The 23,259-nt window shown below is 65.4% G+C and carries 28 protein-coding genes and 3 pseudogenes; 11 read left to right on the forward strand and 20 right to left on the reverse strand.

The window, feature by feature from the left end; translation table 11 throughout:
* Nucleotides 1-53 precede the first annotated feature (53 nt).
* The 6 genes from pdxS to QFZ33_RS15485 form a co-directional block, all read right to left on the reverse strand.
* Nucleotides 54-980 carry a pyridoxal 5'-phosphate synthase lyase subunit PdxS gene (pdxS, locus tag QFZ33_RS15460; RefSeq protein WP_307028870.1) on the reverse strand — a complete coding sequence of 309 codons (927 nt, stop codon included), beginning with the start codon at nucleotides 978-980 and terminating at the stop codon, nucleotides 54-56.
* A 135-nt stretch (nucleotides 981-1,115) separates the two neighbouring features.
* On the reverse strand, nucleotides 1,116-1,736 hold the full coding sequence (gene pgsA, locus QFZ33_RS15465; RefSeq protein ID WP_307028872.1) for a phosphatidylinositol phosphate synthase: 621 nt from the start codon (nucleotides 1,734-1,736) through the stop codon (nucleotides 1,116-1,118).
* Nucleotides 1,726-2,313, reverse strand: a complete 588-nt coding sequence (locus QFZ33_RS15470) for an HIT family protein (RefSeq protein WP_307028875.1) — start codon at nucleotides 2,311-2,313, stop codon at nucleotides 1,726-1,728. The genes pgsA and QFZ33_RS15470 overlap by 11 nt, the downstream gene beginning before the upstream one ends.
* Before the next feature lie 20 nt (nucleotides 2,314-2,333).
* Nucleotides 2,334-4,298 (reverse strand): threonine--tRNA ligase, encoded by a 1,965-nt coding sequence (gene thrS / locus QFZ33_RS15475; protein ID WP_373427357.1) that lies wholly within the window; start codon nucleotides 4,296-4,298, stop codon nucleotides 2,334-2,336.
* A 192-nt stretch (nucleotides 4,299-4,490) separates the two neighbouring features.
* Nucleotides 4,491-8,087, reverse strand: coding sequence for a DNA polymerase III subunit alpha (locus tag QFZ33_RS15480; RefSeq protein WP_307028879.1), 3,597 nt, complete (start codon nucleotides 8,085-8,087; stop codon nucleotides 4,491-4,493).
* Complete coding sequence (locus QFZ33_RS15485) at nucleotides 8,084-8,449, reverse strand: DUF6504 family protein (RefSeq protein WP_307028881.1); 366 nt, start codon at nucleotides 8,447-8,449, stop codon at nucleotides 8,084-8,086. Before QFZ33_RS15485 ends, QFZ33_RS15480 begins: the two co-directional genes overlap by 4 nt.
* 143 nt (nucleotides 8,450-8,592) lie before the next feature.
* Here QFZ33_RS15485 and QFZ33_RS15490 point away from each other — a divergent pair, with 143 nt between their 5' ends.
* On the forward strand, nucleotides 8,593-8,979 hold the full coding sequence (locus QFZ33_RS15490) for a hypothetical protein (protein ID WP_102972335.1): 387 nt from the start codon (nucleotides 8,593-8,595) through the stop codon (nucleotides 8,977-8,979).
* Between the two features lie 177 nt (nucleotides 8,980-9,156).
* Here QFZ33_RS15490 and QFZ33_RS15495 read toward each other — a convergent pair whose 3' ends face one another.
* The gene (locus tag QFZ33_RS15495) at nucleotides 9,157-9,483 is read right to left on the reverse strand and encodes a chorismate mutase (protein ID WP_102972334.1); all 327 of its coding nucleotides are present in this window, start codon (nucleotides 9,481-9,483) and stop codon (nucleotides 9,157-9,159) included.
* A 14-nt stretch (nucleotides 9,484-9,497) separates the two neighbouring features.
* Here QFZ33_RS15495 and QFZ33_RS15500 point away from each other — a divergent pair, with 14 nt between their 5' ends.
* The gene (locus QFZ33_RS15500; protein ID WP_307028884.1) at nucleotides 9,498-9,920 is read left to right on the forward strand and encodes a VOC family protein; all 423 of its coding nucleotides are present in this window, start codon (nucleotides 9,498-9,500) and stop codon (nucleotides 9,918-9,920) included.
* 66 nt (nucleotides 9,921-9,986) lie between these two features.
* On the opposite strand, the gene QFZ33_RS15505 is transcribed toward QFZ33_RS15500, so the two are convergent.
* Nucleotides 9,987-10,736, reverse strand: a complete 750-nt coding sequence (locus QFZ33_RS15505) for an SOS response-associated peptidase (RefSeq protein WP_307028886.1) — start codon at nucleotides 10,734-10,736, stop codon at nucleotides 9,987-9,989.
* A 102-nt stretch (nucleotides 10,737-10,838) separates the two neighbouring features.
* On the opposite strand from QFZ33_RS15505, the gene QFZ33_RS15510 reads away from it, so the two are divergent.
* Entirely contained in the window at nucleotides 10,839-11,096 is a 258-nt protein-coding gene (locus QFZ33_RS15510) for a mycoredoxin (RefSeq protein ID WP_214856427.1), read from the forward strand.
* A 64-nt stretch (nucleotides 11,097-11,160) separates the two neighbouring features.
* Here the strand turns inward: QFZ33_RS15510 and QFZ33_RS15515 are convergent, their stop codons facing one another.
* Nucleotides 11,161-11,412, reverse strand: a complete 252-nt coding sequence (locus tag QFZ33_RS15515) for a hypothetical protein (RefSeq protein ID WP_307028889.1) — start codon at nucleotides 11,410-11,412, stop codon at nucleotides 11,161-11,163.
* A gap of 159 nt (nucleotides 11,413-11,571) precedes the next feature.
* Here QFZ33_RS15515 and QFZ33_RS15520 point away from each other — a divergent pair, with 159 nt between their 5' ends.
* On the forward strand, nucleotides 11,572-11,934 hold the full coding sequence (locus QFZ33_RS15520; protein WP_307028891.1) for a VOC family protein: 363 nt from the start codon (nucleotides 11,572-11,574) through the stop codon (nucleotides 11,932-11,934).
* Between the two features lie 40 nt (nucleotides 11,935-11,974).
* Here the strand turns inward: QFZ33_RS15520 and QFZ33_RS15525 are convergent, their stop codons facing one another.
* Nucleotides 11,975-12,724: a lipoate--protein ligase family protein gene (locus QFZ33_RS15525; protein ID WP_307028893.1), complete on the reverse strand. Its 750-nt coding sequence runs from the start codon at nucleotides 12,722-12,724 to the stop codon at nucleotides 11,975-11,977.
* Here QFZ33_RS15525 and QFZ33_RS15530 point away from each other — a divergent pair.
* Together QFZ33_RS15530 and QFZ33_RS15535 are read left to right on the forward strand one after the other, a co-directional pair.
* Nucleotides 12,723-12,911 (forward strand): annotated as a pseudogene (locus tag QFZ33_RS15530) (DUF2177 family protein); the annotation flags it as partial. The gene QFZ33_RS15525 and the pseudogene QFZ33_RS15530 overlap by 2 nt on opposite strands.
* A 52-nt stretch (nucleotides 12,912-12,963) precedes the next feature.
* Nucleotides 12,964-13,047: pseudogene (locus QFZ33_RS15535) on the forward strand (DUF2177 family protein); the annotation flags it as partial.
* An 84-nt stretch (nucleotides 13,048-13,131) separates the two neighbouring features.
* Here the strand turns inward: QFZ33_RS15535 and QFZ33_RS15540 are convergent.
* Nucleotides 13,132-13,935 carry a thioesterase family protein gene (locus QFZ33_RS15540; protein ID WP_307028895.1) on the reverse strand — a complete coding sequence of 268 codons (804 nt, stop codon included), beginning with the start codon at nucleotides 13,933-13,935 and terminating at the stop codon, nucleotides 13,132-13,134.
* Between the two features lie 68 nt (nucleotides 13,936-14,003).
* Nucleotides 14,004-14,288: a DUF427 domain-containing protein gene (locus QFZ33_RS15545; RefSeq protein WP_307028897.1), complete on the reverse strand. Its 285-nt coding sequence runs from the start codon at nucleotides 14,286-14,288 to the stop codon at nucleotides 14,004-14,006.
* 159 nt (nucleotides 14,289-14,447) lie between these two features.
* On the opposite strand from QFZ33_RS15545, the gene QFZ33_RS15550 reads away from it, so the two are divergent.
* From QFZ33_RS15550 to QFZ33_RS15560, 3 genes are all read left to right on the forward strand, one after another.
* Entirely contained in the window at nucleotides 14,448-15,329 is an 882-nt protein-coding gene (locus QFZ33_RS15550; RefSeq protein WP_307031843.1) for a phosphodiester glycosidase family protein, read from the forward strand.
* A 9-nt stretch (nucleotides 15,330-15,338) separates the two neighbouring features.
* Complete coding sequence (locus QFZ33_RS15555; protein ID WP_307028899.1) at nucleotides 15,339-15,467, forward strand: hypothetical protein; 129 nt, start codon at nucleotides 15,339-15,341, stop codon at nucleotides 15,465-15,467.
* 228 nt (nucleotides 15,468-15,695) lie between these two features.
* A complete protein-coding gene (locus QFZ33_RS15560) occupies nucleotides 15,696-16,400 on the forward strand; it encodes an endonuclease/exonuclease/phosphatase family protein (protein ID WP_307028901.1) in 705 nt (234 codons plus the stop codon).
* A gap of 22 nt (nucleotides 16,401-16,422) precedes the next feature.
* Here QFZ33_RS15560 and QFZ33_RS15565 read toward each other — a convergent pair whose 3' ends face one another.
* From QFZ33_RS15565 to QFZ33_RS15585, 5 genes are all read right to left on the reverse strand, one after another.
* Entirely contained in the window at nucleotides 16,423-18,270 is a 1,848-nt protein-coding gene (locus QFZ33_RS15565; RefSeq protein WP_307028903.1) for a DUF5671 domain-containing protein, read from the reverse strand.
* The gene (locus tag QFZ33_RS15570) at nucleotides 18,228-18,707 is read right to left on the reverse strand and encodes a hypothetical protein (protein ID WP_307028904.1); all 480 of its coding nucleotides are present in this window, start codon (nucleotides 18,705-18,707) and stop codon (nucleotides 18,228-18,230) included. The genes QFZ33_RS15565 and QFZ33_RS15570 overlap by 43 nt, the downstream gene beginning before the upstream one ends.
* An 8-nt stretch (nucleotides 18,708-18,715) precedes the next feature.
* Nucleotides 18,716-18,904, reverse strand: a complete 189-nt coding sequence (locus QFZ33_RS15575; RefSeq protein WP_102972420.1) for a DUF1918 domain-containing protein — start codon at nucleotides 18,902-18,904, stop codon at nucleotides 18,716-18,718.
* A gap of 83 nt (nucleotides 18,905-18,987) precedes the next feature.
* Nucleotides 18,988-19,338 carry a TraR/DksA family transcriptional regulator gene (locus tag QFZ33_RS15580; protein WP_373427286.1) on the reverse strand — a complete coding sequence of 117 codons (351 nt, stop codon included), beginning with the start codon at nucleotides 19,336-19,338 and terminating at the stop codon, nucleotides 18,988-18,990.
* Complete coding sequence (locus QFZ33_RS15585) at nucleotides 19,328-19,846, reverse strand: NUDIX domain-containing protein (RefSeq protein ID WP_214856375.1); 519 nt, start codon at nucleotides 19,844-19,846, stop codon at nucleotides 19,328-19,330. Before QFZ33_RS15585 ends, QFZ33_RS15580 begins: the two co-directional genes overlap by 11 nt.
* 32 nt (nucleotides 19,847-19,878) lie before the next feature.
* Between QFZ33_RS15585 and QFZ33_RS15590 the strand changes: the two are divergent.
* A pseudogene (locus QFZ33_RS15590) lies at nucleotides 19,879-20,389 on the forward strand (metallophosphoesterase family protein).
* 99 nt (nucleotides 20,390-20,488) lie between these two features.
* Here the strand turns inward: QFZ33_RS15590 and QFZ33_RS15595 are convergent.
* The 3 genes from QFZ33_RS15595 to QFZ33_RS15605 all read right to left on the reverse strand — a co-directional run bounded on the left by QFZ33_RS15595 (nucleotide 20,489) and on the right by QFZ33_RS15605 (nucleotide 21,483).
* The gene (locus tag QFZ33_RS15595) at nucleotides 20,489-20,665 is read right to left on the reverse strand and encodes a CsbD family protein (protein WP_214856371.1); all 177 of its coding nucleotides are present in this window, start codon (nucleotides 20,663-20,665) and stop codon (nucleotides 20,489-20,491) included.
* 96 nt (nucleotides 20,666-20,761) lie between these two features.
* Nucleotides 20,762-21,202 carry a DUF1810 domain-containing protein gene (locus QFZ33_RS15600; protein WP_307028911.1) on the reverse strand — a complete coding sequence of 147 codons (441 nt, stop codon included), beginning with the start codon at nucleotides 21,200-21,202 and terminating at the stop codon, nucleotides 20,762-20,764.
* A gap of 8 nt (nucleotides 21,203-21,210) precedes the next feature.
* Nucleotides 21,211-21,483, reverse strand: a complete 273-nt coding sequence (locus tag QFZ33_RS15605) for a hypothetical protein (RefSeq protein WP_307028913.1) — start codon at nucleotides 21,481-21,483, stop codon at nucleotides 21,211-21,213.
* A 392-nt stretch (nucleotides 21,484-21,875) separates the two neighbouring features.
* On the opposite strand from QFZ33_RS15605, the gene QFZ33_RS15610 reads away from it, so the two are divergent.
* Nucleotides 21,876-23,246, forward strand: a complete 1,371-nt coding sequence (locus QFZ33_RS15610; RefSeq protein ID WP_307028915.1) for an ammonium transporter — start codon at nucleotides 21,876-21,878, stop codon at nucleotides 23,244-23,246.
* Nucleotides 23,247-23,259 lie beyond the last annotated feature (13 nt).

Here is a 23,259-nt window from a genome sequence, read left to right on the forward strand (position 1 = left end):
GCGGGGAATAGCACGCAGAGGATCAGCGCCGTCCGCCGCCCCCAACGGCGGAATTACCAGCCGCGCTCTGCGAGACGGTGCGGCTGCGGGATCTCCTCCACGTTGATGCCGACCATGGCCTCGCCCAGGCCGCGGGAGGCCTTGGCGATGACGTCCGGGTCATCGAAGAAGGTGGTGGCCTTCACGACGGCGGCCGCACGCTGGGCCGGGTTGCCGGACTTGAAGATGCCCGAGCCCACGAACACGCCGTCGGCGCCGAGCTGCATCATCATCGCAGCGTCCGCAGGGGTGGCGATGCCGCCGGCGGTGAACAGCACCACGGGGAGCTTGCCGGTGGCGGCAACTTCCTTGACCAGTTCGTACGGGGCCTGCAGTTCCTTGGCCGCGACGTACAGCTCGTCCTCGGGCAGCGCCGCGAGCTTGGCGATCTCGGCGCGGATCTGGCGCATGTGCCCGGTGGCGTTGGAGACGTCGCCGGTGCCGGCCTCGCCCTTGGAGCGGATCATGGCCGCGCCCTCGTTGATGCGGCGCAGCGCCTCACCGAGGTTGGTGGAACCGCAGACGAAGGGAACCTTGAAGTTCCACTTGTCGATGTGGTTGACGTAGTCGGCCGGGGTCAGGACCTCGGACTCGTCAATGTAATCGACACCGAGGGACTGCAGGACCTGGGCCTCGACGAAGTGACCGATCCGGGCCTTGGCCATGACCGGGATGGAAACGGCATCGATGATCTGGTCGATCATGTCCGGATCGGACATGCGGGACACGCCGCCCTGGGCGCGGATGTCGGCCGGGACGCGCTCGAGCGCCATGACGGCAACGGCACCGGCGTCTTCGGCGATGCGGGCCTGTTCGACGTTGACGACGTCCATGATGACGCCGCCCTTGAGCATCTCTGCCATGCCGCGCTTGACGCGGTTGCTGCCCGTCACGCTGTTGGCGGACGAGCCGGCTTCGTTGCTTACATCAGGTGTAGACACAAAAACCCCTATGGGTAGCTAGATGACCTTCGCCGGCGGCGCAGGCACGGACATGCCGTTTTTGCACACACCGGATTACCGGATCCATTGACCGGGCAGTTCTAATACTAGTCCCACGGCGGCAGCCCGGCTTAATCAGGTTTGCTCGGAATCTTCCAGCGACTGGACGCGCACAGCCAGGACGCGCTGGACCACCGTGACCAGGCTCGCCGCCGCCAGCAGCACCAGGGTCGCCAGCAGCACAACGGGCGGCAGTCCGACGCCGGTCAGGCCGGTGATCACCAGGACGGAAACCAGCCGTTCAGCACGTTCGGCAATGCCCACGTTCGCCTGGAAGCCGAGGGATTCGGCTTTCGCCCGGACATAGGAGACCACCATGCCAAGGACAAGGCAGACGACGGCGGCAATGGCTATGGGGGCATCCTCACCGCCGGTGAAAAACCAGATGGCCAGGCCGGCAAAGAGGGCACCGTCAGCCAACCGGTCCAGGCTGGAGTCCAGGAAGTTGCCCCAGCGGCCGCCCAGGTTCTGCATCCGCGCCATGATGCCGTCAATGACGTCGGAGAAGATGAACAGGGTGATAAAGATCGTTCCCCACCAGAGCTGGCCCAGCGGATAGAACACCAGTGCCCCGACCACCACGCCGGCCGTTCCCACAATGGTGATGGCGTCCGGCGAGACGCCAATTTTCAAAAGCCAGCGTGCAAGCGGGGTAAACAGCGCGGTGAAGAACCCGCGGGCATGCCTATTCAGCATGCGTCTCCCCGGGCCAGGCGTCGGCAACCTGCTGGCGGACCTCGTCGAGGGTCTGCGTGATCGCCTTGGTCTGGGCGATGATCGGGAAGAAGTTTCCGTCCCCGCCCCAACGCGGAACGATGTGCTGGTGCAGGTGGCCCGCGATGCCGGCCCCGCCCACGACCCCCTGGTTCATGCCCAAGTTAAAGCCGCCGGGATTCGCCACCTTCCGCAGCACCCGCATGGCGGTCTGCGTCAGGTCGGCGAATTCGGCGGTCTCCTCCACCGTCAGGTCCGTGTAATCGGGAACGTGGCGGTAGGGGCACACCAGCAGGTGGCCGGGGTTGTAGGGGAACAGGTTCAGCACCACGTAGCTCGTGCGGCCGCGGTACACGATGAGCGACTCCTCATCCGTGCGCGCGGGCGCAATGCAGAACGGGCAATCGTCTTGGTTCTTGAACTGGTGCTGCCCGCCCTTGATGTAGGCCATGCGATGCGGAGTCCACAGCCGCTGGAAGGCGTCAGGAACGCCGGCGAGGCCAAAATCGTCCGTTGCTTCCGCGTCCCCCGGATAGCCCGGCCCTGTGTTCTCCTGCACGTGTGCCCCCTCCGCCGCGGCTAGCTGGTCCGGTTGCGGACGGCGTCCACAATCCGCTGGACAGCCTCGGCCACGGGCACGCCGTTGTCCTGGCTGCCGTCCCGGAACCGGAAGGAGACGGCACCCGCCTCCGCGTCCTCACCACCGGCGATGAGCACGAACGGGATCTTGTCCTTGCTGGCCGTGCGGATCTTCTTCGGGAAGCGGTCCGAGGAGATGTCCACCTCGGCGCGGATGCCCGCAGCCTTGAGCTTGTCGACGACGTCGAACATGTAGTCGTTGAAGGCCTCCGCCACCGGGATGCCCACCACCTGCACGGGAGCAAGCCATGCCGGGAAGGCACCGGCATAGTGCTCGGTGAGGACACCCATGAACCGCTCCACCGAACCGAACAGGGCTCGGTGGATCATGACCGGACGCTGGCGGGTGCCGTCGGCGGCCTGGAACTCGAGTTCGAAGCGCTCAGGCAGGTTGAAGTCGAGCTGGATCGTGGACATCTGCCAGGTGCGGCCCAGGGCATCCTTCGCCTGCACCGAAATCTTGGGTCCGTAGAACGCGGCTCCGCCCGGGTCCGGAACGAGCTCCAGCCCGGAGGCCTCGGCCACTTCGGCCAGGGTGCGGGTGGCTTCCTCCCAGGTGGCGTCGTCGCCGACGAACTTGTCCTCGTTCTTGGTGGACAGCTCGAGGTAGAAGTCGTCCAAGCCGTAGTCCTTGAGCAGGCCGAGGACGAAGTTCAGCGTGGTGGTGAGCTCGTCCTTCATCTGCTCGCGGGTGCAGTAGATGTGGGCGTCGTCCTGTGTCATGCCCCGCACGCGGGTCAGGCCGTGGACCACACCGGACTTCTCGTAGCGGTAGACGGAACCGAATTCGAAGAGCCGCAGCGGCAGTTCGCGGTAGGACCGGCCGCGCGAGCGGAAGATGAGGTTGTGCATGGGGCAGTTCATCGGCTTCAGGTAATAGTCCTGGCCGGGCTTGCGGACGGTGCCGTCCTCGTTGTGCTCCGCGTCGATGTGCATCGCGGGGAACATGCCGTCCCGGTACCAGTCCAGGTGGCCGGATACCTCGTACAGGTGGCCCTTGGTGATGTGCGGGGTGTAGACGAACTCGTAGCCGGCATCCACGTGGCGCTGCCGGGAGTAGTCCTCCATGGCCTTGCGGATGATGCCGCCCTTGGGGTGGAAGACCGGTAGGCCCGATCCGAGCTCGTCCGGGAAGGAGAACAGGTCCAGCTCGGCGCCAAGCTTCCGGTGGTCGCGGCGCTCAGCCTCGGCGATGCGTTCCTGGTACGCCTTCAGGGCGTCCTTGGTAGGCCACGCGGTGCCGTAGATGCGCTGCAGCTGCTGGTTGTTCTGGTTGCCCAGCCAGTACGCGGCCGAGGACCGGGTCAGGGCGAAGGCGTTTGAGATGAGCTTGGTGTTGGGCAGGTGGGGGCCGCGGCACAGGTCGCACCAGACGCTGTCCCCGCTCTTGCGGTCGACGTTGTCGTAGATGGTGATGTCGCCGGCGCCCACTTCGACGTTGACGCCTTCGCCGGCATCGGCGGCCTCGTTCTTCTTGCCCAGCAGCTCGAGCTTGTAGGGCTCGTTCTTCATGGCTTCGCGGGCCTCGTCCTCGGAGACGACGCGGCGGACGAACTTCTGGTTCTGGTTGATGATCTTGAGCATCATCTTTTCCAGGGTCTTCAGGTCTTCCGGGGTGAACGGCTCAGCGACGTCGAAGTCGAAGTAGAACCCGTCAGTGATGTAGGGGCCGATGCCCAGCTTGGCGTCCGGGCGCAGCTGCTGCACGGCCTGGGCCATGACGTGGGCGGTGGAGTGGCGCAGTACGTTGAGCCCGTCGGGGGAATCAATGGTGACGCCTTCAACCTCGACACCCTCGGGAAGGGGCTGGTCCAGGTCTTTGAGTTCGCCGTCAACACGGGCCACAACGACGTCGCGGCGCTCAAAGAAGAGTTCCGCGCCGGTGGTCCCGGTAGTCACCTTCATTTCTTCGCCATCGACGATGAGGGTGATCTGCTGGGCATCTGACACGGGTGTCTCCTATTCAAAGTTCAGGCTTCGTAGCTTGTGGCGTACGGGGACCACAGCCAGCCTCGTCAATGTTATCTGTTGCGGAAGTGGCGAGCCAAAGCGCCACGGCGGCGGCCAATCGGAACAATTGGAAAAGGACGGGGCCGGTCAGCTTCCCAGGCCGGTGATGGCCAGGTTTCTGCTGATGCCATCCAGTGGCCCCGGCTGCCAGAAGTCCTGTTCAGGGTCATCTGGTCCGACGGCCCCTGGTTCACGATTTCCCTGGTCAGCGCTCCCCCGTTCGGGGAGCGGCAGGGTGTCCACCTGGCTGAGGTCCCAGGCCATGCTGGCACTGAGGCTAATGCCGCGCGGACCGGTCCGCCTGGTCGTTCCCCGGATCAGCAGCAGCCGGGTCCCGAACAGCAGCGGGCCCGCATGTTCCTGGGCCTCGTGGAAGAACACGGAATCCACGCACCCGGTGCCGTCGTCGATGCTGATGAAGACCACACGCCTGCCGCCGCGCATGGGCGGGGTCTGGGTCGCGATCCTCACACCGGCCACCAGTACCTCCGTGCCGTTTCGCAGCCCCAGCAGCTTGTCCGCAGTGGTGACGCCCAGCCGGTCCAGAAGCGGCCGGTGGCTGGACATCAGGTGTTCGCTGACGTCAACCGCCATCAGGTCAAGTTCCGCCCGGACGTTCTCCACCGTGGTGGGTTCAGGCATCCCGGGCTTGACGTTCCGCAATTCGACGTCCCCAAGGGGCAGCGCGAGTTGCCCCTCAATGACCTCGGCGCCTTTCTTTACTGACTTGCTCTGCAAACTTTGCAGGTGGTGGACAAGGTCTGCCCGGTTGGCTGTCCCGCCGGATTCCCGGTGCAGCGTGTCAAAGGCACCCAGTTGGGCAAGCCGCTTGATGCTGGGCTTGCTCAGCCTGGAGCGTGCCCTCAGATCCGCCAGGGAGTCATAGGGCTGGCCTGCAACGATCCGCTTCAATTCAGAACCGGACAGCCCGAAGATGCCGTTGAGGCTCAGCCTGATCCCCAGCTTTCCCCGGTCAGGGCCCTCCGCGACACGCTCCACCCGGTATTCGGCACCGCTGCGGTTGATGTCCAGCGGAAGAATGGGGATGCCCATACGCCGCGCCTCGGCCACAAGGAGACGCTTGGGGTACATGCCAGGATCGTGCTCCCACAGGCCCGCAAGGAACGCCTCCGGATGGTGGGCCTTCAGCCAGGCCGACTGGTAGGTGGGCACGGCAAAGGCCGCGCCGTGGGCTTTGCAGAACCCGAAACTGGCGAACGATTTCAGGGTGCCCCAGACCTTGTCCACTACCTCCGGCGAATACTTCCTGGCCTTTGCCTCGCGGCGGAAAAACTCCTCAACCTGGCCCTCCTTGACCTCGTTGCTCAACGCCCTGCGGAACTCGTCGGCTTTCGCCAGCCCGCAGCCGGTCATCACATCAAAGGTCCTCAGGATCTGCTCATGGAAGACCGTCACCCCATGGGTTTCCTGAAGCACCGGCTTCAGGTCCGGGTGCGGGTAGGTCTCCGGCGCGAAGCCGTGCCGGTGTTCAAGGAAGGGCCGCACCATGTCCGATTTCATCGGCCCAGGGCGGAACAGTGAGATGTCGATGATGAGGTCGTTGAACTCGCGCGGGGCCATCTTGCCCACCAGCTCCCGCTGGCCCGGCGATTCGATCTGGAAGCACCCCAGGGTGTGGGTGCTTCTGATCAGCTCATATGTCGGCTCATCATCCAGGGGCACGGCATTGAGGTCGATCAGGCCGTCCTCGGCGATGTAGTCCGGCCCGCTGCCCCCAGGTCCAGCGGGATGGGCTCCGGCTGCCACCACTTCAGCCTTGGAGGGGTGGATCCGGATGATCTCCCGTACGGCAAAGGCCATGGCACTTTGCATCCTGACGCCCAGGACATCCAGCTTCAGCATGCCCATCGGGTCCATGTCGTGTTTGTCGAACTGGCTCATGGGCAGGCCGAGGCCGCTGGGCTGGACCGGGGTCCGGTCCAGCAGGGTGGCATCACCGAGGATCACCCCGCAGGGGTGCATGGAGATGTGGCGCGGAAGGCGGTCCAGCCGTTCGGTGAGGTCCACCAGCAGGTCCAGCTGCTGGTTCTCAGAAAAGTTCCGCTGTTCCACCCGTCCGGCGAACTCGCGAAGTTCCGGTTTTTCCTCCAGCGCCTCCCGGAACTTCCGTGCCGAAAAGCGCCACAGCTGTTTGGCAATCTCGCCGACATCGCCGTCGTCCATCCCCAAAGCCATGCCGGCATCCCGCACGGCACCGCGAGCGCGGTAGCCGTTCTGCATGCTCATCAGCGTGACGCGCTGTGAGCCGAACCGGTCAAAAATTTTCCGGTAGACGTTGTGCCGCTCAGCGCTTTCCACATCGATGTCGATGTCCGGCAGCGTGGACCGGTCGCCGGAGAGGAACCGTTCGAAGATCAGGTCATGCTGGAGGGGGTTCACCTGGCTGATGTCGATCAGGTAGTTGACCAGGCTGGAAGCGCCCGATCCCCGTGCTGCCGCCCTCACATTCATGTCCAGGATCATGCGGGAAACCTCGGCCACGGTGAGGAAGTAGGAGGCAAAGCCTAGGCGGGCGATGATCTTCAGCTCATGCTGCAGCCGGGCGCGCATGTCTGCTTCTGCCTTCCCGGTGATGCCGGGGAATCGCCGCGCAATTCCGGCCTCGCAGCGCTGGGCCAGTTCTGCCAGCGGATCCCCTTCAATGCCGATGACGGCGGCCTCGGGCACCACCGGCTGCTTCCAGCCCATGTCGGACACGGGATCCATGCGGCAACGGTCCACGAGCGCCTCAGTCTGCGCGAGCAGCACCTGGAGATCGGCGGCACCGTAGCCGGCGGCATGGATGATCTCCTTGCCCAGCTCCACCATTTGGTCCGGGGATTTCAGCCAGCCCTGCCCGTTGGGCTGGAGCAGCGGCTCGGCGGAGAGTTCGGGAAGCGACTTGAGCGTGCGGGCCGAATCCAGGACGTCGGCGGTGGCCGCCCCGTCCTCCTCGCAGTAACGGACGGCGTTGGTAAGCACAGCCGGCACGCCATACTCCTGCGCCAGCTTGAGCATGCGGACCGCATGGGCCGTGCTCAAGGGCGCACCCGGTGCACTGAGGTGGGTGACGATCTCTGCCGCGACGCTCCCGGCGGGCATGGCGTCCAGCCAGCCTTTGAAAAGGGTGCGGGGCCGGAGGTACCGCCGCCCGCCCAGTGCGAGGCCGACGTCGGAATCCGGGCCCAACAGCACGGTGAGCACCGGCTTCAGGGTTTCCGGGTCCAGCACGCGTGAGGCGAGTTCAGCCCTTGTGACAGCAACGGGCACCGCTCCGCCGGCTTTGCCCGTGGTGCGGGCGTGTGCGTCGGAGATCAGCCGGCACAATGCCTTGTACCCCGCACCGTTGTTATGGCCATGCGCCAGGACAACGACCCGTCCGGTGACGCGGGCTGCCGAAAACCGGATTTTGGAAAACCGGGCGCCAGCCATCTGCTCACCAGGTAACCCGGCGTCGTGGTCATCCTCGTCGTCGAACACTGACAGATCCACGCCGACCACCGGGTCAATCCCGGCAGCCATGCATGCCTTGAGGTGTTTTACAGTGCCGTAGAGACCGTCCCGGTCAGTGCACCCAAGGGCGGTTGCTCCCTGGGCCGCTGCTGCCTGGGCAAGTTGATCTGGCCAGGAGACACCGTAGTGGGCGCTGAAGGCGGTGGAAACGTGTAAGTGAGTGAAGCTCATGCTGATTTGTGATGGAGTGCGACTTCGGGCCGGAGGGCGTCGTGGATGCGGAGCAGCCGCCAGCGTCCGCTGCCGGCATGCCGCACCAGGTCAAGGGTTAATGGTTCCAGTGGTTCTGCAGCCGGAGTTTCCGGCGGGCTGCTTCTGCCGGCAGGCACGACCTGCACCCGCCAGATCTCATGGTCCACAAGCCCGGGGCCGCTTCCCAGCGGGGCACGCCGCTCTTCGGCCCACCACTGGCGGCGTTCATACCAGCGCAAGGGTTCGGCGCAGACCCGGTATTCCCTGCCGCCCCACCGAAGCTCCGCTGGCTCACCGGTAGGTGCGCAGACGACGTCAACAGACTCGCTGAACGTTCCCATGGGTGCCTCCGGATACCAATCTCATCCTGCAGAAAATACGCAGCCATTCGAATATGTATTCGAATAGTTCCAGTCTACGCCGGGCCGGGGACAAAACCTAGATGGGTGTGGACGGACGGCGGCTCACAGGGCAGGATGGTCCCATGAGTTCCAATGACGCGCTCCTGAAGCAGGTAAGCATCGCCGCCAAAGAAAGCACATTGGTGGCCAGGTTTGATATCGACGGCAACATTCCAGCATCGGGCGCCTTTGTTGTGGGGCTCGTGGCTGCCACTCCGGATTATTCTCATCAACGGAGGCTGGGAATCGAGTTCATGAACGGCGAGGCGGTCTCGATCTATTCCTTCAGCCATGACGGCACGGAGGAGAACTTCGACCTCAGCAGCGTTGAGCACTCGGGCAACACCATCACGGGCAACTTCCCCATGAGCACGGTACTGGGGCTGGACAAGAGCCACCTTATGTCCGCGTTCAGCGAGGCCGACGGGCGGGAATTCCAGTCCGGCGTGCCTGTCGAGGAGAAGCTCTAGAGGGTCAGCGCCCTTTCAAAGCGGCACCGGGCAGCAGCCCGGACCAGCCGGCCCGGCGCCTCGGCGCGCCTGTCAGCGGCCCAGCCCCCACTGCAGGAAGCACCCGTCTGCGGGGAGAACCCGTCAGCCGCCAGAACGCTTCAGCGGACGAACGCGTCCGCAGCCAGAAGCAACAGCTCAGCTGTTGTCGTTGTGGATTTTCATCTCAAGCTCGATGAACTTCGAGATCATGGCCCGGTACGTGCTTTCCACGATGTCCGGGTCTATTTCTTTTTTCTCCGCGGCCGAGCGCACATGCTCGATGACCCGCTCCACGCGTCCCGGCGCCCGCACTTCGGCGTCGTCCCCCTTCAGGGTTCCCGCGATGCGGATCAGGCGCTCACGGCGGGCGATCAGCGTGACGATCTGCTCGTCCACCTCGTCCACCGCAACCCGCACGGCGGCGAGCTGTTCCCGGTCAGCCTGGGCGTTTTTCTCGTCTCCGTGATTTGTGGGCATGATCATGACAGTATCGAACCATGCAGCCCAGAGTCGATTTTATTTCATTGGGAGTGCGCAGCGTGGCCGCCTCCCGGCGCTTCTATGTGGACGGCCTGGGTTGGCCGGTCCACCGTGAGGTTCCCGATGAGGTGGTCTTTATCCAGGCCAACCACGGCCTGATTCTTTCCCTCTGGGATGCGGGGCAGATGCAGGCCGAGGCCGCCGTTGATGCTCCCACCGCGGTCCCCTGCATTACGCTCAGCCACAACGTCGGCAGCGCCGAGCAGGTAAACCAGGTGATAGCCCAGGCAGAGTCGGCCGGCGCGGCCGTCGTGGCCCCTCCCAAGACCCAACCGTGGGGCGGCTACACCGGATACTTCGCCGATCCGGACGGCTTCCGCTGGGAGATTGCCTACAACCCCACGTGGACAGTGGACGACGGCGGCCAGGTCACCGTCTGATTGCAGGCTCGGCTCTGATTCCGGTCAACTCCCCTGCCCGGCACGCGCAACCTCAGAAAGTCAGTCTCAGAAGAGTGCCTCCACGGGCTCGATGAGCTCCGGGGAGTTGTTGCGGACGTTGCCCACGGCCTTGCCCACGGAATCCACCCGCCAGCCGGCGGCGACGTCCTTCACGCCGGACCGGACGAGTTCCACCAGGCCGGCAGCGTCATCGACCTGCGGGTCAAGCCAGGCCGCCATGGTGTCGCGGCTCATGGGCAGCGGGACGCGGTCGTGGAGCGCCGTCAGTTCGGCGAACACCGTGCCTTCAGTTCCCGCCGGGGGCGAGTCCGCCGTCATGATGGACATCGAGAGCATCCACTGGGCTGGTTCACCCGGCGGCACGGACGGGTCCTTCCACCACTCGTACAGTCCGGCGAAGGCCATGGCGGAGTCGTCCCGGGGGTGGACGTAGTAGGGCTGCTTGCTGCGGCCCTCGCCCTGTTTCCATTCGTAGTAGCCATCCGCCGGGACGGCACAGCGCCTCGATTGCACAGCCTTGCGGAAGGCCGGCTTCTCGAGGACCGACTCGCTCCGGGCGTTGATCATCTTCGCGCCGATGCCCGGGCTTTTCGCCCAAGACGGCACCAGGCCCCAGCGGGCGACGTGCAGCTGGCGGACCGTGTCGCCGTCGATAAGCCGTTCCAGGACGATGGGCGCGCCGTCCGTGGGCGCAACATTCCACGACGGCGGGATTTCGGTTTCGTTCTCAAGCTCAGCGTCGAATTCGGCCAGCAGATCCCCCACTGCCCGGGCCATGACGTAACGTCCACACATGGCACCAGCATGCCATTGCAACAGAGGCTGGGGAATACCGGTGCCCGGGTTACGGTTGTGGGGAAGGAAACCGACAGGACCATATCAATCCGAGGAGAGCCCGTGGACTTTACCCCCGAAGACGGCACCATCACCATGTTCTCGACCACCTGGTGCGGCTACTGCAACCGGCTGAAGAAGCAGTTGGACGCCCAAGGAATCGGCTACACCGAGATCAATATCGAAGAGGTCGACGGCACGGCAGACCTCGTGGAGCAGATCAACGGCGGCAACCGCACCGTCCCCACCGTTCTCTTCCCGGACGGCACCGCTGCCACGAACCCGTCCGCAGCCGAGGTCAAGAGCAGGCTCGCCGCGTAGGGCTGAAGCCGCAGTCAAGATGCACCAGTAAAGGCACCGGAATCCGGTGCCTTTACTGTTTGGTTCAGACCTTTTCGTCGATCCGGTCCTGCACCGGCCTGCGGGCGTGGGCTTCCTTGCGGCGGGGCTCCTTGCGGCGGGCCAGGAAGGCCCACAATCTGGTGTCGTCCGCGTGGGTCCGGGGTTCCGGATGGTCCACAGGCAACGGTTTCCCGGGCGCAGCTTCCGGCGTCGCCGGTTCCCGGTGCGCTTCAGGCTTCCGGACGGCATCCTTCCGGGTGTCCCAGCCGAAATCCGCACGCGATGAATAGCACATCACCGACCTCCTTTTCAGCGGCTGTTCCTTAATCGTCCTCTCCTGCGCGTTTGAAATCGACAGGTCTGGGTACGAAAAATCCGGGCGAGCCCTGCTCCTGGCGACGGCCAGTCCAGCGCATTACAGTTGGAGTTCCTTCCCGCGTTCCAAAGGATTGCTGTGAACCCAGTTTCCCCGCAGATCGGCACCGTCTTTGTCCCCGTCAGCGACATTGAGGAAGCCCGCGACTGGTATTGCGGCATGCTGGGCGTGCCCGCCGATGACAAGATCCTGCTGGACCATCTGTACATACTCCCCATGGAGGGCGCCGGCCTCGTCCTGGACAGCAAGATCTACTCCCCCGGCGCCGTCTTCCAGGTTCCTGCGTTCCACTTCAACACCGCCGACATCCAGGCCGCCCACGCCTTCATGAAAACCCGCGGCGTGCAACTCACCGAAGTCAACGATGACCAATGGTTTAACTTCCGGGACCCGGACGGAAACGTCCTCATGATCTGCCAGATCCCGCTGGCCACCGAATAAACCGGCCGCCCAAACCGGGCGCCGGAGGCAGAGTGCAGGGCTAGGCGCGAAGACTGCTGAAGTCCGCCTGCCCCAGCGTGGCGTACTCCGCGTAGGTGCGGACCACCGCGTCCTCGATGGCCTGCACGTCGAGGACAGGAACAAGGTCGTTAACGGCACCGGCGGTCGCAGGATCCCACTCCAGGCCCAGGGCCTCGTAGCTGGCCGTCAGCACCTCGCGGATGGGCGCCGAGTTCTCCACCACGACGACGGAGCTGAACAGCCAGGCGCCGGACACCACGCGCTGGGCTGTGCCTACCAGTTTGATCCGGTGGTCAGGGGCCCCGGGCGCGAAGCCGTGGACGCTGTATTCGCCCGGACAGTACTCCCCGGGAATCTCGCCGACGGCGGCGTGCACGCCCACGCTCTGGAGCGCCCCCGACAGCATCTCGCCAAAAAATGCGAAGCGGCCTTTGGCTCCGGCGATCGCATCGCTGTGCGGCTCCACGTGGTCAATGATCAGCGTGCCTTCGTGATACGCGGCGGCGCGGCCTCCTGCCTTGCGGATCAGCGGTTCGAACCCCAGGTCGCGGCAGGCCTGGGCTGCGGCGCCGAAGCCGGGCAGGCGGGTGTCACGCTGGCCGAAAGCAACAGTCGGTGCGGGCCGGTACAGCCGAAGCGTGGATCCGATGGCCCTGGCCCTGGCTTTGCCGAGGAGCTCGATCCCGAAATCAAGGTCGCGGACGGCGCCGAGGGACTGCTCCTGCCGGACGAGGGTCAGAGTCCGTGAATCAGCCCCGGCCTGTTGCATGTTGCTAGCTCCCTTGGTCGTGTTGCAATTTTTGGTCGTCGCCGCCGCCTTCGCCGTGATCGACGCCGTGTGGCTCAAGATCATGAACCCGTTCTACCGCAGCCACATCGGTGAGTTGCTGGCCGACCGGCCCCATCTAGGGTACGCCGTGGCGTTCTATTCGATTTACATTGCGGGCATCGTCTTCTTTGCCCTGCGGCCGGCGCTCGACGGCGGCACTTGGCTGACCGCCGACGGCCATGGGGCGGCTGGGCGCCTTCGCCTACGCAACGTACGACCTCACCAACGCCGCGACGCTCAAGACCTGGCCGCTGCAGCTCCTTGCTGTGGACATGGCGTGGGGCGCCCTGCTGACCGGCCTCGCCACGCTGGCGGGCTGGCTGGTCTTCCACCAGGCAGCCCAGCGGTCAGCTCTTCCGCAGCGTGAGGATCTGTTCCGCCCGTCCGAACGGGCCGGAGCGGTCATGAAGCACTGTCGAGGTGAGGCCGATGCCGTCAGCACCGAAGGACACGGCGTTGTCCAGCCCCAGCCACTCGCCCTCCGGCCGCCGGTACATGTGGATCTGGAGGTCAAGGTTCGGGAAGGCGTAACTGTCTTTGCCCGGAGGCACCCGCGCGGCAATACCGTTGGCGGTGTCCACGAGCCCCATGAGCCTTGCCATGTCCGTGCTGTCGTTTCGGTCCGTCAGCGGATGGTCCGTGCGCAGCCACACTTTCCCGGCACCGGGCCGGTGACCTTCCGCCACCCGCATTTCCAGGGAGCGGATGTAGCCTCCCGGCCACACGCTCGCGCCGTCATAGGGTTTGCATTCTTCCGGTGAGGGAATGGCGCCGTCCTCGACGGCGGCCACGGCGGTCGTGTCACTGGTGACCATGCGCCAGGCCGTCGCCCTGATGGCCACACGCCCGGCAGCCACCAGTTCAGCCTGCAGCAGCTCGATGGTGCGTCCCGGGCGCAGCGTCGCGGTGACGATTTCAAATTCACCGCCGGGAATCAGTCCCAGGATTTCGTAGCTGAGCCTGGCCATCCGCATGTCGTCCCGGGGGTCGTGCCGGTCCAGCCGGTCCGCCAGGAGCCCCGACGCCGGTGCCATGTGCTGTTCGTGGGCGTTCCAGGCCCCCTGGGCGTGGATGGTGGAGCGGAAGCGGCCACCGCCCAGGTCCTCGTAGTAGGCGTCGCCGCCGGCGAGTTCCGGGAGTTCAGCAGTCAACGGTGACTCCTTCAAAGCGTGATCGGTTAATCCCGGTTCACTCTATCGCTTCCGGCTATGGAGCCGTCTCAGGCCTCGATCCGGACGCCGTGCCAGAAGGCCACGTGATCCCTGATCCGGGCTGCCTCGGCGGAGGGGTCGGCGTAATACCAGGCGGCATTCTCATTACGCAGGCCGTCAACCCGCAGGCTGTAGTAGCGTGCCTCCCCCTTCCAGGGGCAGTACGTGGAGTGGGAGCTGTCCTCCAGGTACTCGGTGCGTACTGACGATTTGGGGAAGTAGTGGTTCCCCTCCACCTTCACGGTGGCCTCGCTCTCCGCGATCACGGCGCCGTTCCAGACCGCTTTGACCATAGTGCTTCCTCCTCCAGGACAGGTTCGCTTCATCCACAACACCCGGCTGTCCGCAATGATTCCTGTGGCAGGAGCGCGTCGGCTGGCCGCGGACCTTCAGCCCGCAAGCGCGGCAAGGCCAGGCCGACCCGCAGGGCCGTCCTCGCCGGAGCCCTCGCCCTGACACTGTCCGCCGGCGGTGCCACGGCCTGGGCGCTGGACAAGTTCGTTGTGCTGCACGTGGAAATCTCCGATGTTTCCGCCTACGAGGCAGCCCAGGGTGTGGCCTCCGAGGCCACGACGGTGCGATCGTCCGCCTCCCTCACGGACACCTCCTACACGGCCGACGGCGCCAACATCAGCATCTCCACGGTGGTGACCGGCAGCGGTGACAGCACCGTCACCTACTACGTTGCCGACGTCGTCCTCGACGACGCCACGACGCTTAAGTCCGCGTTCGCCAACGACAGTTTCGGCGAGAACATCACTCAGGCCACCTCGGAAATCGCTGCAGCCCACAACCGCATCTTCGCCATCAACGGCGACTACTACGGCTTCCGGGACACCGGCATCGTCATCCGCAATGGTGTTATCTACCGGAACGAGGGCGCCCGCCAGGGGCTGGCGTTCTACCGGGACGGCACCATGAAGGTCTACGACGAAACAGCCACCACCGCAGAACAGCTGGTGGCCGACGGCGTCTGGAACACCCTGTCGTTTGGACCGGCGATCGTGCAAGACAGCCAGGTTGTGGACGGCATCGAGGACGTCGAGGTGGACACCAACTTCGGCCACCATTCAATCCAGGGCGAGCAGCCGCGCACCGCCGTGGGGCTCATCGACACCAACCACCTGGTCTTTGTGGTGGCTGACGGCCGCAGCCCGGGCTACAGCGCTGGCGTGACCATGACGGGAATGGCGCAGATCATGAAGGATCTCGGCGCAGAAACGGCGTACAACCTCGACGGCGGCGGCTCCCCCACCATGTATTTCAACGGCGCACTGGTCAACAATCCGCTGGGTGCAAACCGCGAGCGCGGCACCTCGGACATCGGCAAGTGAGGTCCCGCCATGATCATCCTGATCCCCGCGTACGAGCCGGACGCCCAGCTCCTTGAAGTGATCGGCGCGATCCGCGCGGCAGACTCCGCCCTCAATCTCGTCGTCGTCGATGACGGCAGCGGACCGGCCTCCCCTTGACTTGGCGCCACGGAGCTCGGCACGGTCACGGCCGGAGAGTACACACAGGGACACGGCCCCGGCGGAAGGTAATTCAGGCCAGAGGCCACAGCACCCTGTGGAAGCCGGCATACGTCCGGCGCGGCATATTTCGCCCCGCCGGACGCGCACTTAATGTGCGGCTCTCCATATGATGATCTGGGTAGACTCGGAGACTGGTCCTTCTAGCAGCCCTCGAAGAGGTGTTCGATGCGAGTTATTAGCTACAACCTCCGCAAGCACAAGGCGAGCGGCGAACTGATGAATCTGGCCCGCAACTTTGGGATAGACGTCCTCTGCCTTCAGGAATGTGACTCATCCGATCTGCCTGACACACTCGGCCCGCTCCACCTGGCCGACTACACAAAGGGCAACAGGCTGGGCCTGGCCATCTACTACCGGATTGACCGGTTCACGGCCTTGGATACGCAAACCTTTTCCCTGAAGAAGTCAATGCATGACCGCATAATGGCACCCGCCCATGAGCGGCTGATCGGCACCCGGATGGTGGACAATGAAACCGACCATGAGCTGGTGGTGGGTTCGTTTCACGCCGCCCCGCTCACGGCGTCAAACTCGCTGCGGCGCAAGCAGATCCACGCGGCGCATGCCGAGCTGCTGAGCATGGGCACCGGCCTCATGACGCTGATGGTGGGCGACTTCAACTACCCGTTCTTCACCAAGAGCCTTGACACGCACATGAAAAACTCCGGCTACGCCCTGTCCCTGAGCAACCACAGGACCTACACCCGGTACAAGGTCTTCAAGGGCCACTTCGACTTTGCCACGTCACTGGGCCTGGACATCGAAAGCGTGGAAACCCTCCCCCGGGGGAAGTCGGACCACCTGCCCATCCTGGTGACGGCCGAATACGGCGCCGACCGGTCGCCGATCAAGGGGCAGCCCGTTTCCTGAGGCGTCTGTCAGGAGGCTTCTGTCATGAGGCGGTGTGGTCCTGTACGGGGATGACATCGATCCGGACGCCGGGTCCGACGACGACCAGCACCCGCTCAGCTCTCACCCCTTCCAGCGCGGCCAGAAGGTTTCCGGCATCCGGCTGTGCGGGATCCGGCCCTGCCGTTTGGCCGGATCGCAGCCAGACCGTCACGTCGGCACCGGTGGCTTCGCGGATGGCGCGTGACAGCGGAACGTGATCGGAGCCCGTCACCAGGACCACCTGGCCGATCGTCCGTCGCGCGGTCCGTACCGGACCGGCGTCTTGCGCCCCACCAGCTTCCTGCAGTGAGCCGGTTTCCTGCAGTGAGGCAGCCTCCGCCGGCAGCACCGCACGCTCCCTACGCCAGACGCTGTAGTGATAGGCGGCCACGAGCGCGGTGGCGGTCAGCAGTCCGAGCGGCGCCGGGGTCCGTCCCACCAGGTTTCCAGAGCGCAGCGGATCCAGCAGATACCCAAAGGCCTGGTAGCCGACCACTAGCAGGGCGATCAGGGCCACGACCGCACTGATCGCGAAGATAGCCACGAGGTAGATGCGCCCTCCGGCAGCGGTGCGGGAAGGCACGGTATCTGCCCCGTCTGCATTATCGGCGTTCGCCGATCCACGGCGGTTCGCTGGCTGCCACGCCCTCCACCAGACCGCACCGCCCACAAGCAGGGCACTGATTCCGCCCAGCAGCAGTGTGCGCGTGCCCGTTCCCGCCAGCGTTGTTTCGGCAAAGCCCAAGGCCGCGTTGACAACAACGCCCACACCTGAGGCCGCAGCGACCACCGCCACTCCGGCTGCCAGCAGCCGCCCCGTCACCCGCATCTTCTCCGACCGCGCGGCGGTCAGCACCGAGTGGTAGCGCCAGACGAGGGACCCGACAGCTGCCGCGGCCAGCGCGGGGCCGAGGGGTTCCACGAGCCGGATCATGTCTTCGGAGCGGTCCAGTACCAGCCGCAGCAGGACAAACACCGCCGTGATGGCGCCGGCCATTGCCGTAATGCAGCCGCCAAGCACACCGAAGACCGCCGCGGCCACGTTGGCCAGCGGTGAGGAAAGGTGCCGCGCTTCGCCATGGACCCAATGCCACCACCAAACCAGGAATCCGCCGCCGGCCCAGATGAGTGACTCCAGCACCGAAACCCACCAGGGCGATCCCACGTCATGCGTACCTGCCAGGCCCCGCAGCGCCGCATCGAGAAGACTGCCGAGCGCAGTCACGGTCCCGCCGGCACCTATCAGCAGACCGAACACCGACCCCGCGAGCGCCGGGACGGTGTCCAGCCGGCGCGGGCCCTTGCTGCAGTGCTGCCAAATCCACCTGTGCCATGCCCAGATGGCCGCCCACACCACACCCGTGGCCAGGGACGAACGCCATTCCAGGTCCTCAACCACCGCACCCGCCGGGCCGAATGCGGCACGGGCCAGCAGCCCAACCAGCTGCGATGCAGCGCCGAGCGCAGCCGTAACCGCGGTGATAAGGGCAACGATGTATACGCCGGAGACGTACAGCCCCCAGGCAACCGAGGAGCGCTCCGCTTCCTCCCCCTGGCGGCGCCACACGAGCCACCACAGGACTGCGGCCATGGACCCGCCGACCAGTGCAAATGCAAGGGACCGGGCGAGGCTGCCGACGTCTTTCCCGGCCAGCGCTGCGCCGGAGGTAAACAGCCGCTCAAACAGGCCGCCCACGCCGGACGCACCGATCAGCACGAGGACAAAGAGGAGTGCAAAGACCACCAGTCGCCGCACCATGGGCACCGCCGGAGATGATGATCCGCGTGTGCCGGGCCGGACGGTACTCACGGCCTTGCCGCCGGAACGGGACAGATGGTGAGCTGCCACGGGGCGGTCGCAACGAGCCAGTTGCCGTTGACCCGTTCCAGGCCAAACACGGCCTCGGTCTCGAATTCGGCGTTCCCGAAAGGACCGCTGCCGTTGGAGGTGGTCAGGACGACGTGCACGTCCGCTGTGTCGGCATGCTCCACGGTGGAGGCCAGCGTGACCCGGAGCGTGCCCGCCGCAGGACGGTCCGCCGGCACGCACGGCCTGTCCGGGTACGAAGTCCCGTAACGTCCGTCAGTTGAGTAGCGTGCGGCAGCCGCGCCGTCATTGTTGAGGACGGCCGCCGCATACCGCTGGACCACACCCGCCGGCGTATTCTCAGCGAGCGGCTCCGGCTGGCCGCGGAAAAAGACCACAGCGAGCGCCACGGCGACGAGACCGGCAATGATGGCGAGAACTGTAATCAGAGTCCGGTCGGGCCGTGGCGGTGCGGTCATCCGGGCAGCTAGGTGGTGTGGTGCTCGACGGTGAAGTCGCCGCCGGGGTACAGAATGGTCTCGTGGCCATCGTCAAAACGGACGTGGTACGGCGGCGCTCCGTCGGCGCCCCGTACCTCCAGAATCTCACCGTGCCGATCCGAGGACTCCACTGTCCTGCCCCGAATGATGATGCGGTCTCCCTGGGTTGCCTGCATGGCAATCACCTCCCAGCCCTAGAGTACGATGCTCTTCCCTCTGGCGGAACAGCCCCCGGGCATCCACCGCCGCCGGACTGGGGTTAGGCCCGGCCCCCTGTGTGGCGGATGCAGACAGGGGTCCACGGGCGGGCCTCCAGCCGCCCTTCGGCGATCTGCTCTCCGCACACCGCGCATATTCCGTAAGTGCCCGCGTTGATCCGCTCAAGGGCAGCGTCGACTTCCGCGAGTCCGGACCGGCTTTGGTCCAGGAGGGCTGACGCCTGCGAGAGTTCGAAGGCGATGGTTGCGCCTTCGGGGTCATGCTCGTCGTCGACGTTGGAGTTCTGCCGGGCTGCATTCGCGGAGGCAATGTCTGCGCTGAGCGCCGGCAGGAGGGCGAGCTTCCTCGCCCGTTCCTCTTCCAGCAGCAGCCGGAACTTCTCAGTGTTCAACACCGGAGCCGTCCAGCAGCCTGCCGCGCAGGTCCGGCCAGGAGGCGGCAAAGGCAGGATGCAGGTTGATGCCGGCCACCTCTTCGACGGGAATCCACAGCAGTTCGATGCTTTCGGGGTCGCTGATGGCCGGCTCGAAGGGCTCCAGCACCCGCACTGCCACGGTGGTGTAGGACCAGTAGCCGACGTCGAACACGGACGTGAAGAGCACTTTGACGTTCTGTTCGGGAACAGCCGCCTCCTCGTGGGCCTCCCGCAGTGCGCCGGTCACGGCGTCCTCGCCCTGGTGCAGCGCGCCGCCGGGGAGCCCCCAGGTTCCGCCGTGGTCGCTCCAGGTGGCGCGGTGCTGCAGCAGGACGCCCTTCTCCGCATCATGGACCAGGAGGCCGGCCGATCCGAAGCGCCCCCAGAACCGTCCGCGGTCGCCCTCCACCCAGGCATCGCCCGGGTCGCGGGGGCCAAGGGGACGGCGGGGATCACCGGGTGAGGGTGGAACGATTTTCTCCATCGTCCCAGTCTGCCCCATGGGAAGATGCTTCGATGAGCCTGCGTCTGGTCCTTGTTGCCGACACCCACGTCCCCAAGCGCGCCCGGGCACTGCCCGAGCAGGTGTGGGCCGCCGTCGAGGCTGCTGACGTGGTGTTCCACGCGGGTGACTGGGTCAGCGCGGACCTGCTCGACGAGTTCGAACAACGCAGCCGCCGGCTGATCGGTGTTTACGGCAACAACGACGGCGACGAACTTCGCCGGCGCCTGCCCGAGACGGCCAGCGTGACGCTCGACGGCGTCCGTTTCAGCATGATCCACGAGACCGGTCAGGCAAAGGGCCGGGAGCAGCGCTGCGAGGCCCTTTTTTCCGGATTCCGACGTCCTGGTTTTCGGCCACTCGCACATTCCCTGGGACACGCTGGCGCCCGGCGGGATGCGCCTCCTCAACCCCGGCTCCCCCACCGACCGCCGCCGGCAACCGGTCTGCACGTACATGACCGCCGTCGTCGTTGATGGCTGGCTGGCTGACGTCCAGATGGTGGAGGTCAGCGCCAGCCGCTAAGTGGCCACACGGGAAAGGGAGCCCTGCCACGGTTGACCGGGCGGGACTCCCTTCGAATCTCCGCAATAGACGGAGAGTCAGGCGTGGTGATCCTTTTGGTCAGTCCTTCTTGAAGGCGTCCTTGACCTTTTCACCGGCCTGTTTCAGATCGGCCTTGGACTGGTCAGTTTTGCCCTCGGCCTCAAGGCCGGGATCGTCGCCGGCCTTGCCCGCGCCTTCCTTGGCCTTGCCGCCAAGTTTTTCTGCTGCATTGTCGATTTTGTCGTCCAGACCCATCCCACTGTCCTTCCGTCTGCGCAGCCCGCTGGGTGCAGGCTGGCTCGTGCTCCCAGTCTAGGTCCGCCAACTGGCGCGGTGAAGGGCAGCTACCACTTACGTGCCTGGGCTTGCCAGCAGCCCGTCGGTGGCGGCGTCGGCTTCCCCGCCGAAGTAGTGCTCCAAGACGCGCCGGAACACCTGTTCGTCCGGCGCCGCACGCAGGAACAGCGTCATGGAGGACTGAAGCTTCCGGGCATCGATGCCGCCGAAAATCTCCGCCGCGCCGCGGTTGCCCACGTTATCCACCGCGGTGGCACACTCGATCAGCCGCGGCCCCAGCACGGGATGCTGCAGGTACGCCCGGGCTTCCTCAAGGGAGGCGATTGCGTACCGTCTGGAGGTGGCGCTTTGCCCCAGGCCGGCAATCTGCGGAAAGACGAACCACATCCAGTGGCTACGCTTGCTGCCTGCGCGGAGCTCCTCCAGAGCATGTGCGTAGGTGGCCCCGTCATTCTGCGCGGCGACGAACCGTTCCAGGTTATGCGGGTCATTCATGGGTTTTCCTAGCTGGATACGTCCCGCTCGATATCTTCGGCGAGGTCGTCCACGTCTTCAGGCCGCATGCTGATGCCGGCTTCGTCCAGCCGTTCCTCAAGCACGTGGCTCACCTCGTCCTCGACGTGGCCCAGCCGGATCTCGTCGCGCACCTCCTCCGCGATGTCTTCGACGGTATCGGGCCTGTCCGCCCCTGCCGCGGCATCAGCGGCTTCCGCCACAACATCCGCGTGCGGATTCTCAGTGAAGTAGTCGTCGCCGGTAGCTGCAGATTCAGTCATATCCCATGGTGGCGGCACCGCCTAGACCCGGTCAACAGGTCCGGCAGGGAAACCATCCTGCGCCCGGCAATGGACCCGGACATGGATATGTTTCATTCATGTGCTTGTAACACGTCATAACAGCGGCAATCCTCACCGCGGCGCATGGGTTCCACCGGCGGTTCCGGCCAGATGACTGCGGAGACAGCAAAAAAGCGCCCCGGCCATCAGGCGCCGTTAACAAATTCGAAACACGGCAGTCACGCGGGCTTTACGTAGACGCGATTTTTGAAACCCGTGTGTAACTTGCCACGCCCAGACCCGAAACATAAGTCCACGAATATCAATGAGGGGCGTGGCGCCGGCATCAGCGGTCCGCGGAAGGAATGAGTTTCCTGGGAAGGGAAAGCGCGTTGGAAATCACTGCGGCAAACGTTTGGATGATGGTGTCGGCGGCACTGGTGCTGCTCATGACCCCGGCACTGGGCCTCTTCTATGGCGGCATGACCCGCGCCAAGGCCTCCCTCAACATGATCATGATGAGCTTTGTGTCCGCCGGCATCGTGGGCGTCGTCTGGGTGCTGTGGGGCTACTCCATGAGCACCGGCGAAGGCGTCCTGGGCCTGTTCGGCAACCCGTTCGCCAGCTTCGGTCTGAACGGCCTCATGGGCACTCCCGACCTCATCAAGGCCGGCTTCGCCGGAACCTTCGCGATCCTCACCGTGGCCCTGATCAGTGGCGCGATCGCCGACCGCGCCAAGTTCACCGCCTGGGTTCTGTTCGTGCCGCTCTGGATCACGGCCGTGTACTGCCCGCTCGCCTTCATGATCTGGGGCGGCGGCCTCATGAGCCAGGGCGGAGCAGTGACCGCCATCTTTGGCCAGGTCATCGACTTCGCCGGCGGCGCCGTCGTCGAAATCAGTTCCGGCGTTGCCGCCCTCGTACTGGCACTGATCGTCGGCAAGCGCCACGGTTTCGGAAAGGACCCGGGGCACCGCCCGCACAACGTCCCGTTCATCATGCTCGGCGCCGGCCTCCTCTGGTTCGGCTGGTTCGGCTTCAATGCCGGCGCCGCCACCACGGCAGAACAGGCCGGACTGATCTGGGTCAACACCCTGGTTACGCCGTGTGCCGCCATGCTGAGCTGGCTCCTCACGGAGAAGGTCCGCCACGGCCACCCCACCTCCCTGGGCGCAGCGTCCGGCGCCGTCGCCGGGCTCGTGGCCATCACGCCGTCGTGCGCCAACATCAGCCCAGTGGCCGCCATCGGCCTGGGCCTCGTTTCGGGCGTGGCGTCAGCACTCTTCGTCGAACTGAAGTTCAAGTACGGCTTCGACGATTCCCTGGACGTCGTCGGCGTGCACCTGGGCTCCGGCCTGGTCGGGACCCTCGCCCTCGGTTTCATCGCCCTCCCCGTCAACGGCGAAGGCGGCGGCCTCTTCTACGGCGGCGGCGTCCAGCAGCTCATCGCCCAGACCGTTGCCGTACTCATCACGCTCGCGCTCTCCGGCCTGATGACCGCAATCATCGGCATCGCGATCCACAAGACCATCGGCTTCCGCGTCAGCCATGAGGCCGAAGTTGCCGGCGTCGACCGCTCCGAGCACGCCGAGAGCGCCTACGAATTCGGCAGCATGGGGCACAGCCAGTTCCACCCGCTCCGCCAGCACATCGCCGTGGCTCCGGCCGTTCACCCGGCAGGCACGCCGGGTAACCCGGCGGCGGGAGATGCCGGCTCCAGCGAGGCGGCAGAGGAACTGCAGCCCGCACCGGCTTCCGTCTAGCATTCCCGCGTCC

The sequence above is a fragment of the Arthrobacter globiformis genome (genome assembly GCF_030815865.1).
GTDB classification, from domain to species: domain Bacteria; phylum Actinomycetota; class Actinomycetes; order Actinomycetales; family Micrococcaceae; genus Arthrobacter; species Arthrobacter globiformis_B.

Bases quoted from the DNA above. Each gene is read 5' to 3' on its own strand.
- QFZ33_RS15600 (WP_307028911.1), bottom strand. From the start codon at position 21,202: ATGAATGACCCGCATAACCTGGAACGGTTCGTCGCCGCGCAGAATGAC.
- QFZ33_RS15515 (WP_307028889.1), bottom strand. From the start codon at position 11,412: ATGTGCTATTCATCGCGTGCGGATTTCGGCTGGGACACCCGGAAGGAT.
- QFZ33_RS15555 (WP_307028899.1), top strand. From the start codon at position 15,339: ATGATCATCCTGATCCCCGCGTACGAGCCGGACGCCCAGCTCCTTGAA.
- QFZ33_RS15505 (WP_307028886.1), bottom strand. From the start codon at position 10,736: ATGTGTGGACGTTACGTCATGGCCCGGGCAGTGGGGGATCTGCTGGCC.
- QFZ33_RS15480 (WP_307028879.1), bottom strand. From the start codon at position 8,087: ATGAGCTTCACTCACTTACACGTTTCCACCGCCTTCAGCGCCCACTAC.
- QFZ33_RS15560 (WP_307028901.1), top strand. From the start codon at position 15,696: ATGCGAGTTATTAGCTACAACCTCCGCAAGCACAAGGCGAGCGGCGAA.
- QFZ33_RS15485 (WP_307028881.1), bottom strand. From the start codon at position 8,449: ATGGGAACGTTCAGCGAGTCTGTTGACGTCGTCTGCGCACCTACCGGT.
- pgsA (WP_307028872.1), bottom strand. From the start codon at position 1,736: ATGCTGAATAGGCATGCCCGCGGGTTCTTCACCGCGCTGTTTACCCCG.
- thrS (WP_373427357.1), bottom strand. From the start codon at position 4,298: ATGAAGGTGACTACCGGGACCACCGGCGCGGAACTCTTCTTTGAGCGC.
- QFZ33_RS15490 (WP_102972335.1), top strand. From the start codon at position 8,593: ATGAGTTCCAATGACGCGCTCCTGAAGCAGGTAAGCATCGCCGCCAAA.
- QFZ33_RS15495 (WP_102972334.1), bottom strand. From the start codon at position 9,483: ATGATCATGCCCACAAATCACGGAGACGAGAAAAACGCCCAGGCTGAC.
- QFZ33_RS15585 (WP_214856375.1), bottom strand. From the start codon at position 19,846: ATGGAGAAAATCGTTCCACCCTCACCCGGTGATCCCCGCCGTCCCCTT.
- QFZ33_RS15570 (WP_307028904.1), bottom strand. From the start codon at position 18,707: ATGACCGCACCGCCACGGCCCGACCGGACTCTGATTACAGTTCTCGCC.
- QFZ33_RS15500 (WP_307028884.1), top strand. From the start codon at position 9,498: ATGCAGCCCAGAGTCGATTTTATTTCATTGGGAGTGCGCAGCGTGGCC.
- QFZ33_RS15595 (WP_214856371.1), bottom strand. From the start codon at position 20,665: ATGGGTCTGGACGACAAAATCGACAATGCAGCAGAAAAACTTGGCGGC.
- QFZ33_RS15525 (WP_307028893.1), bottom strand. From the start codon at position 12,724: ATGCAACAGGCCGGGGCTGATTCACGGACTCTGACCCTCGTCCGGCAG.
- QFZ33_RS15575 (WP_102972420.1), bottom strand. From the start codon at position 18,904: ATGCAGGCAACCCAGGGAGACCGCATCATCATTCGGGGCAGGACAGTG.
- QFZ33_RS15545 (WP_307028897.1), bottom strand. From the start codon at position 14,288: ATGGTCAAAGCGGTCTGGAACGGCGCCGTGATCGCGGAGAGCGAGGCC.
- QFZ33_RS15605 (WP_307028913.1), bottom strand. From the start codon at position 21,483: ATGACTGAATCTGCAGCTACCGGCGACGACTACTTCACTGAGAATCCG.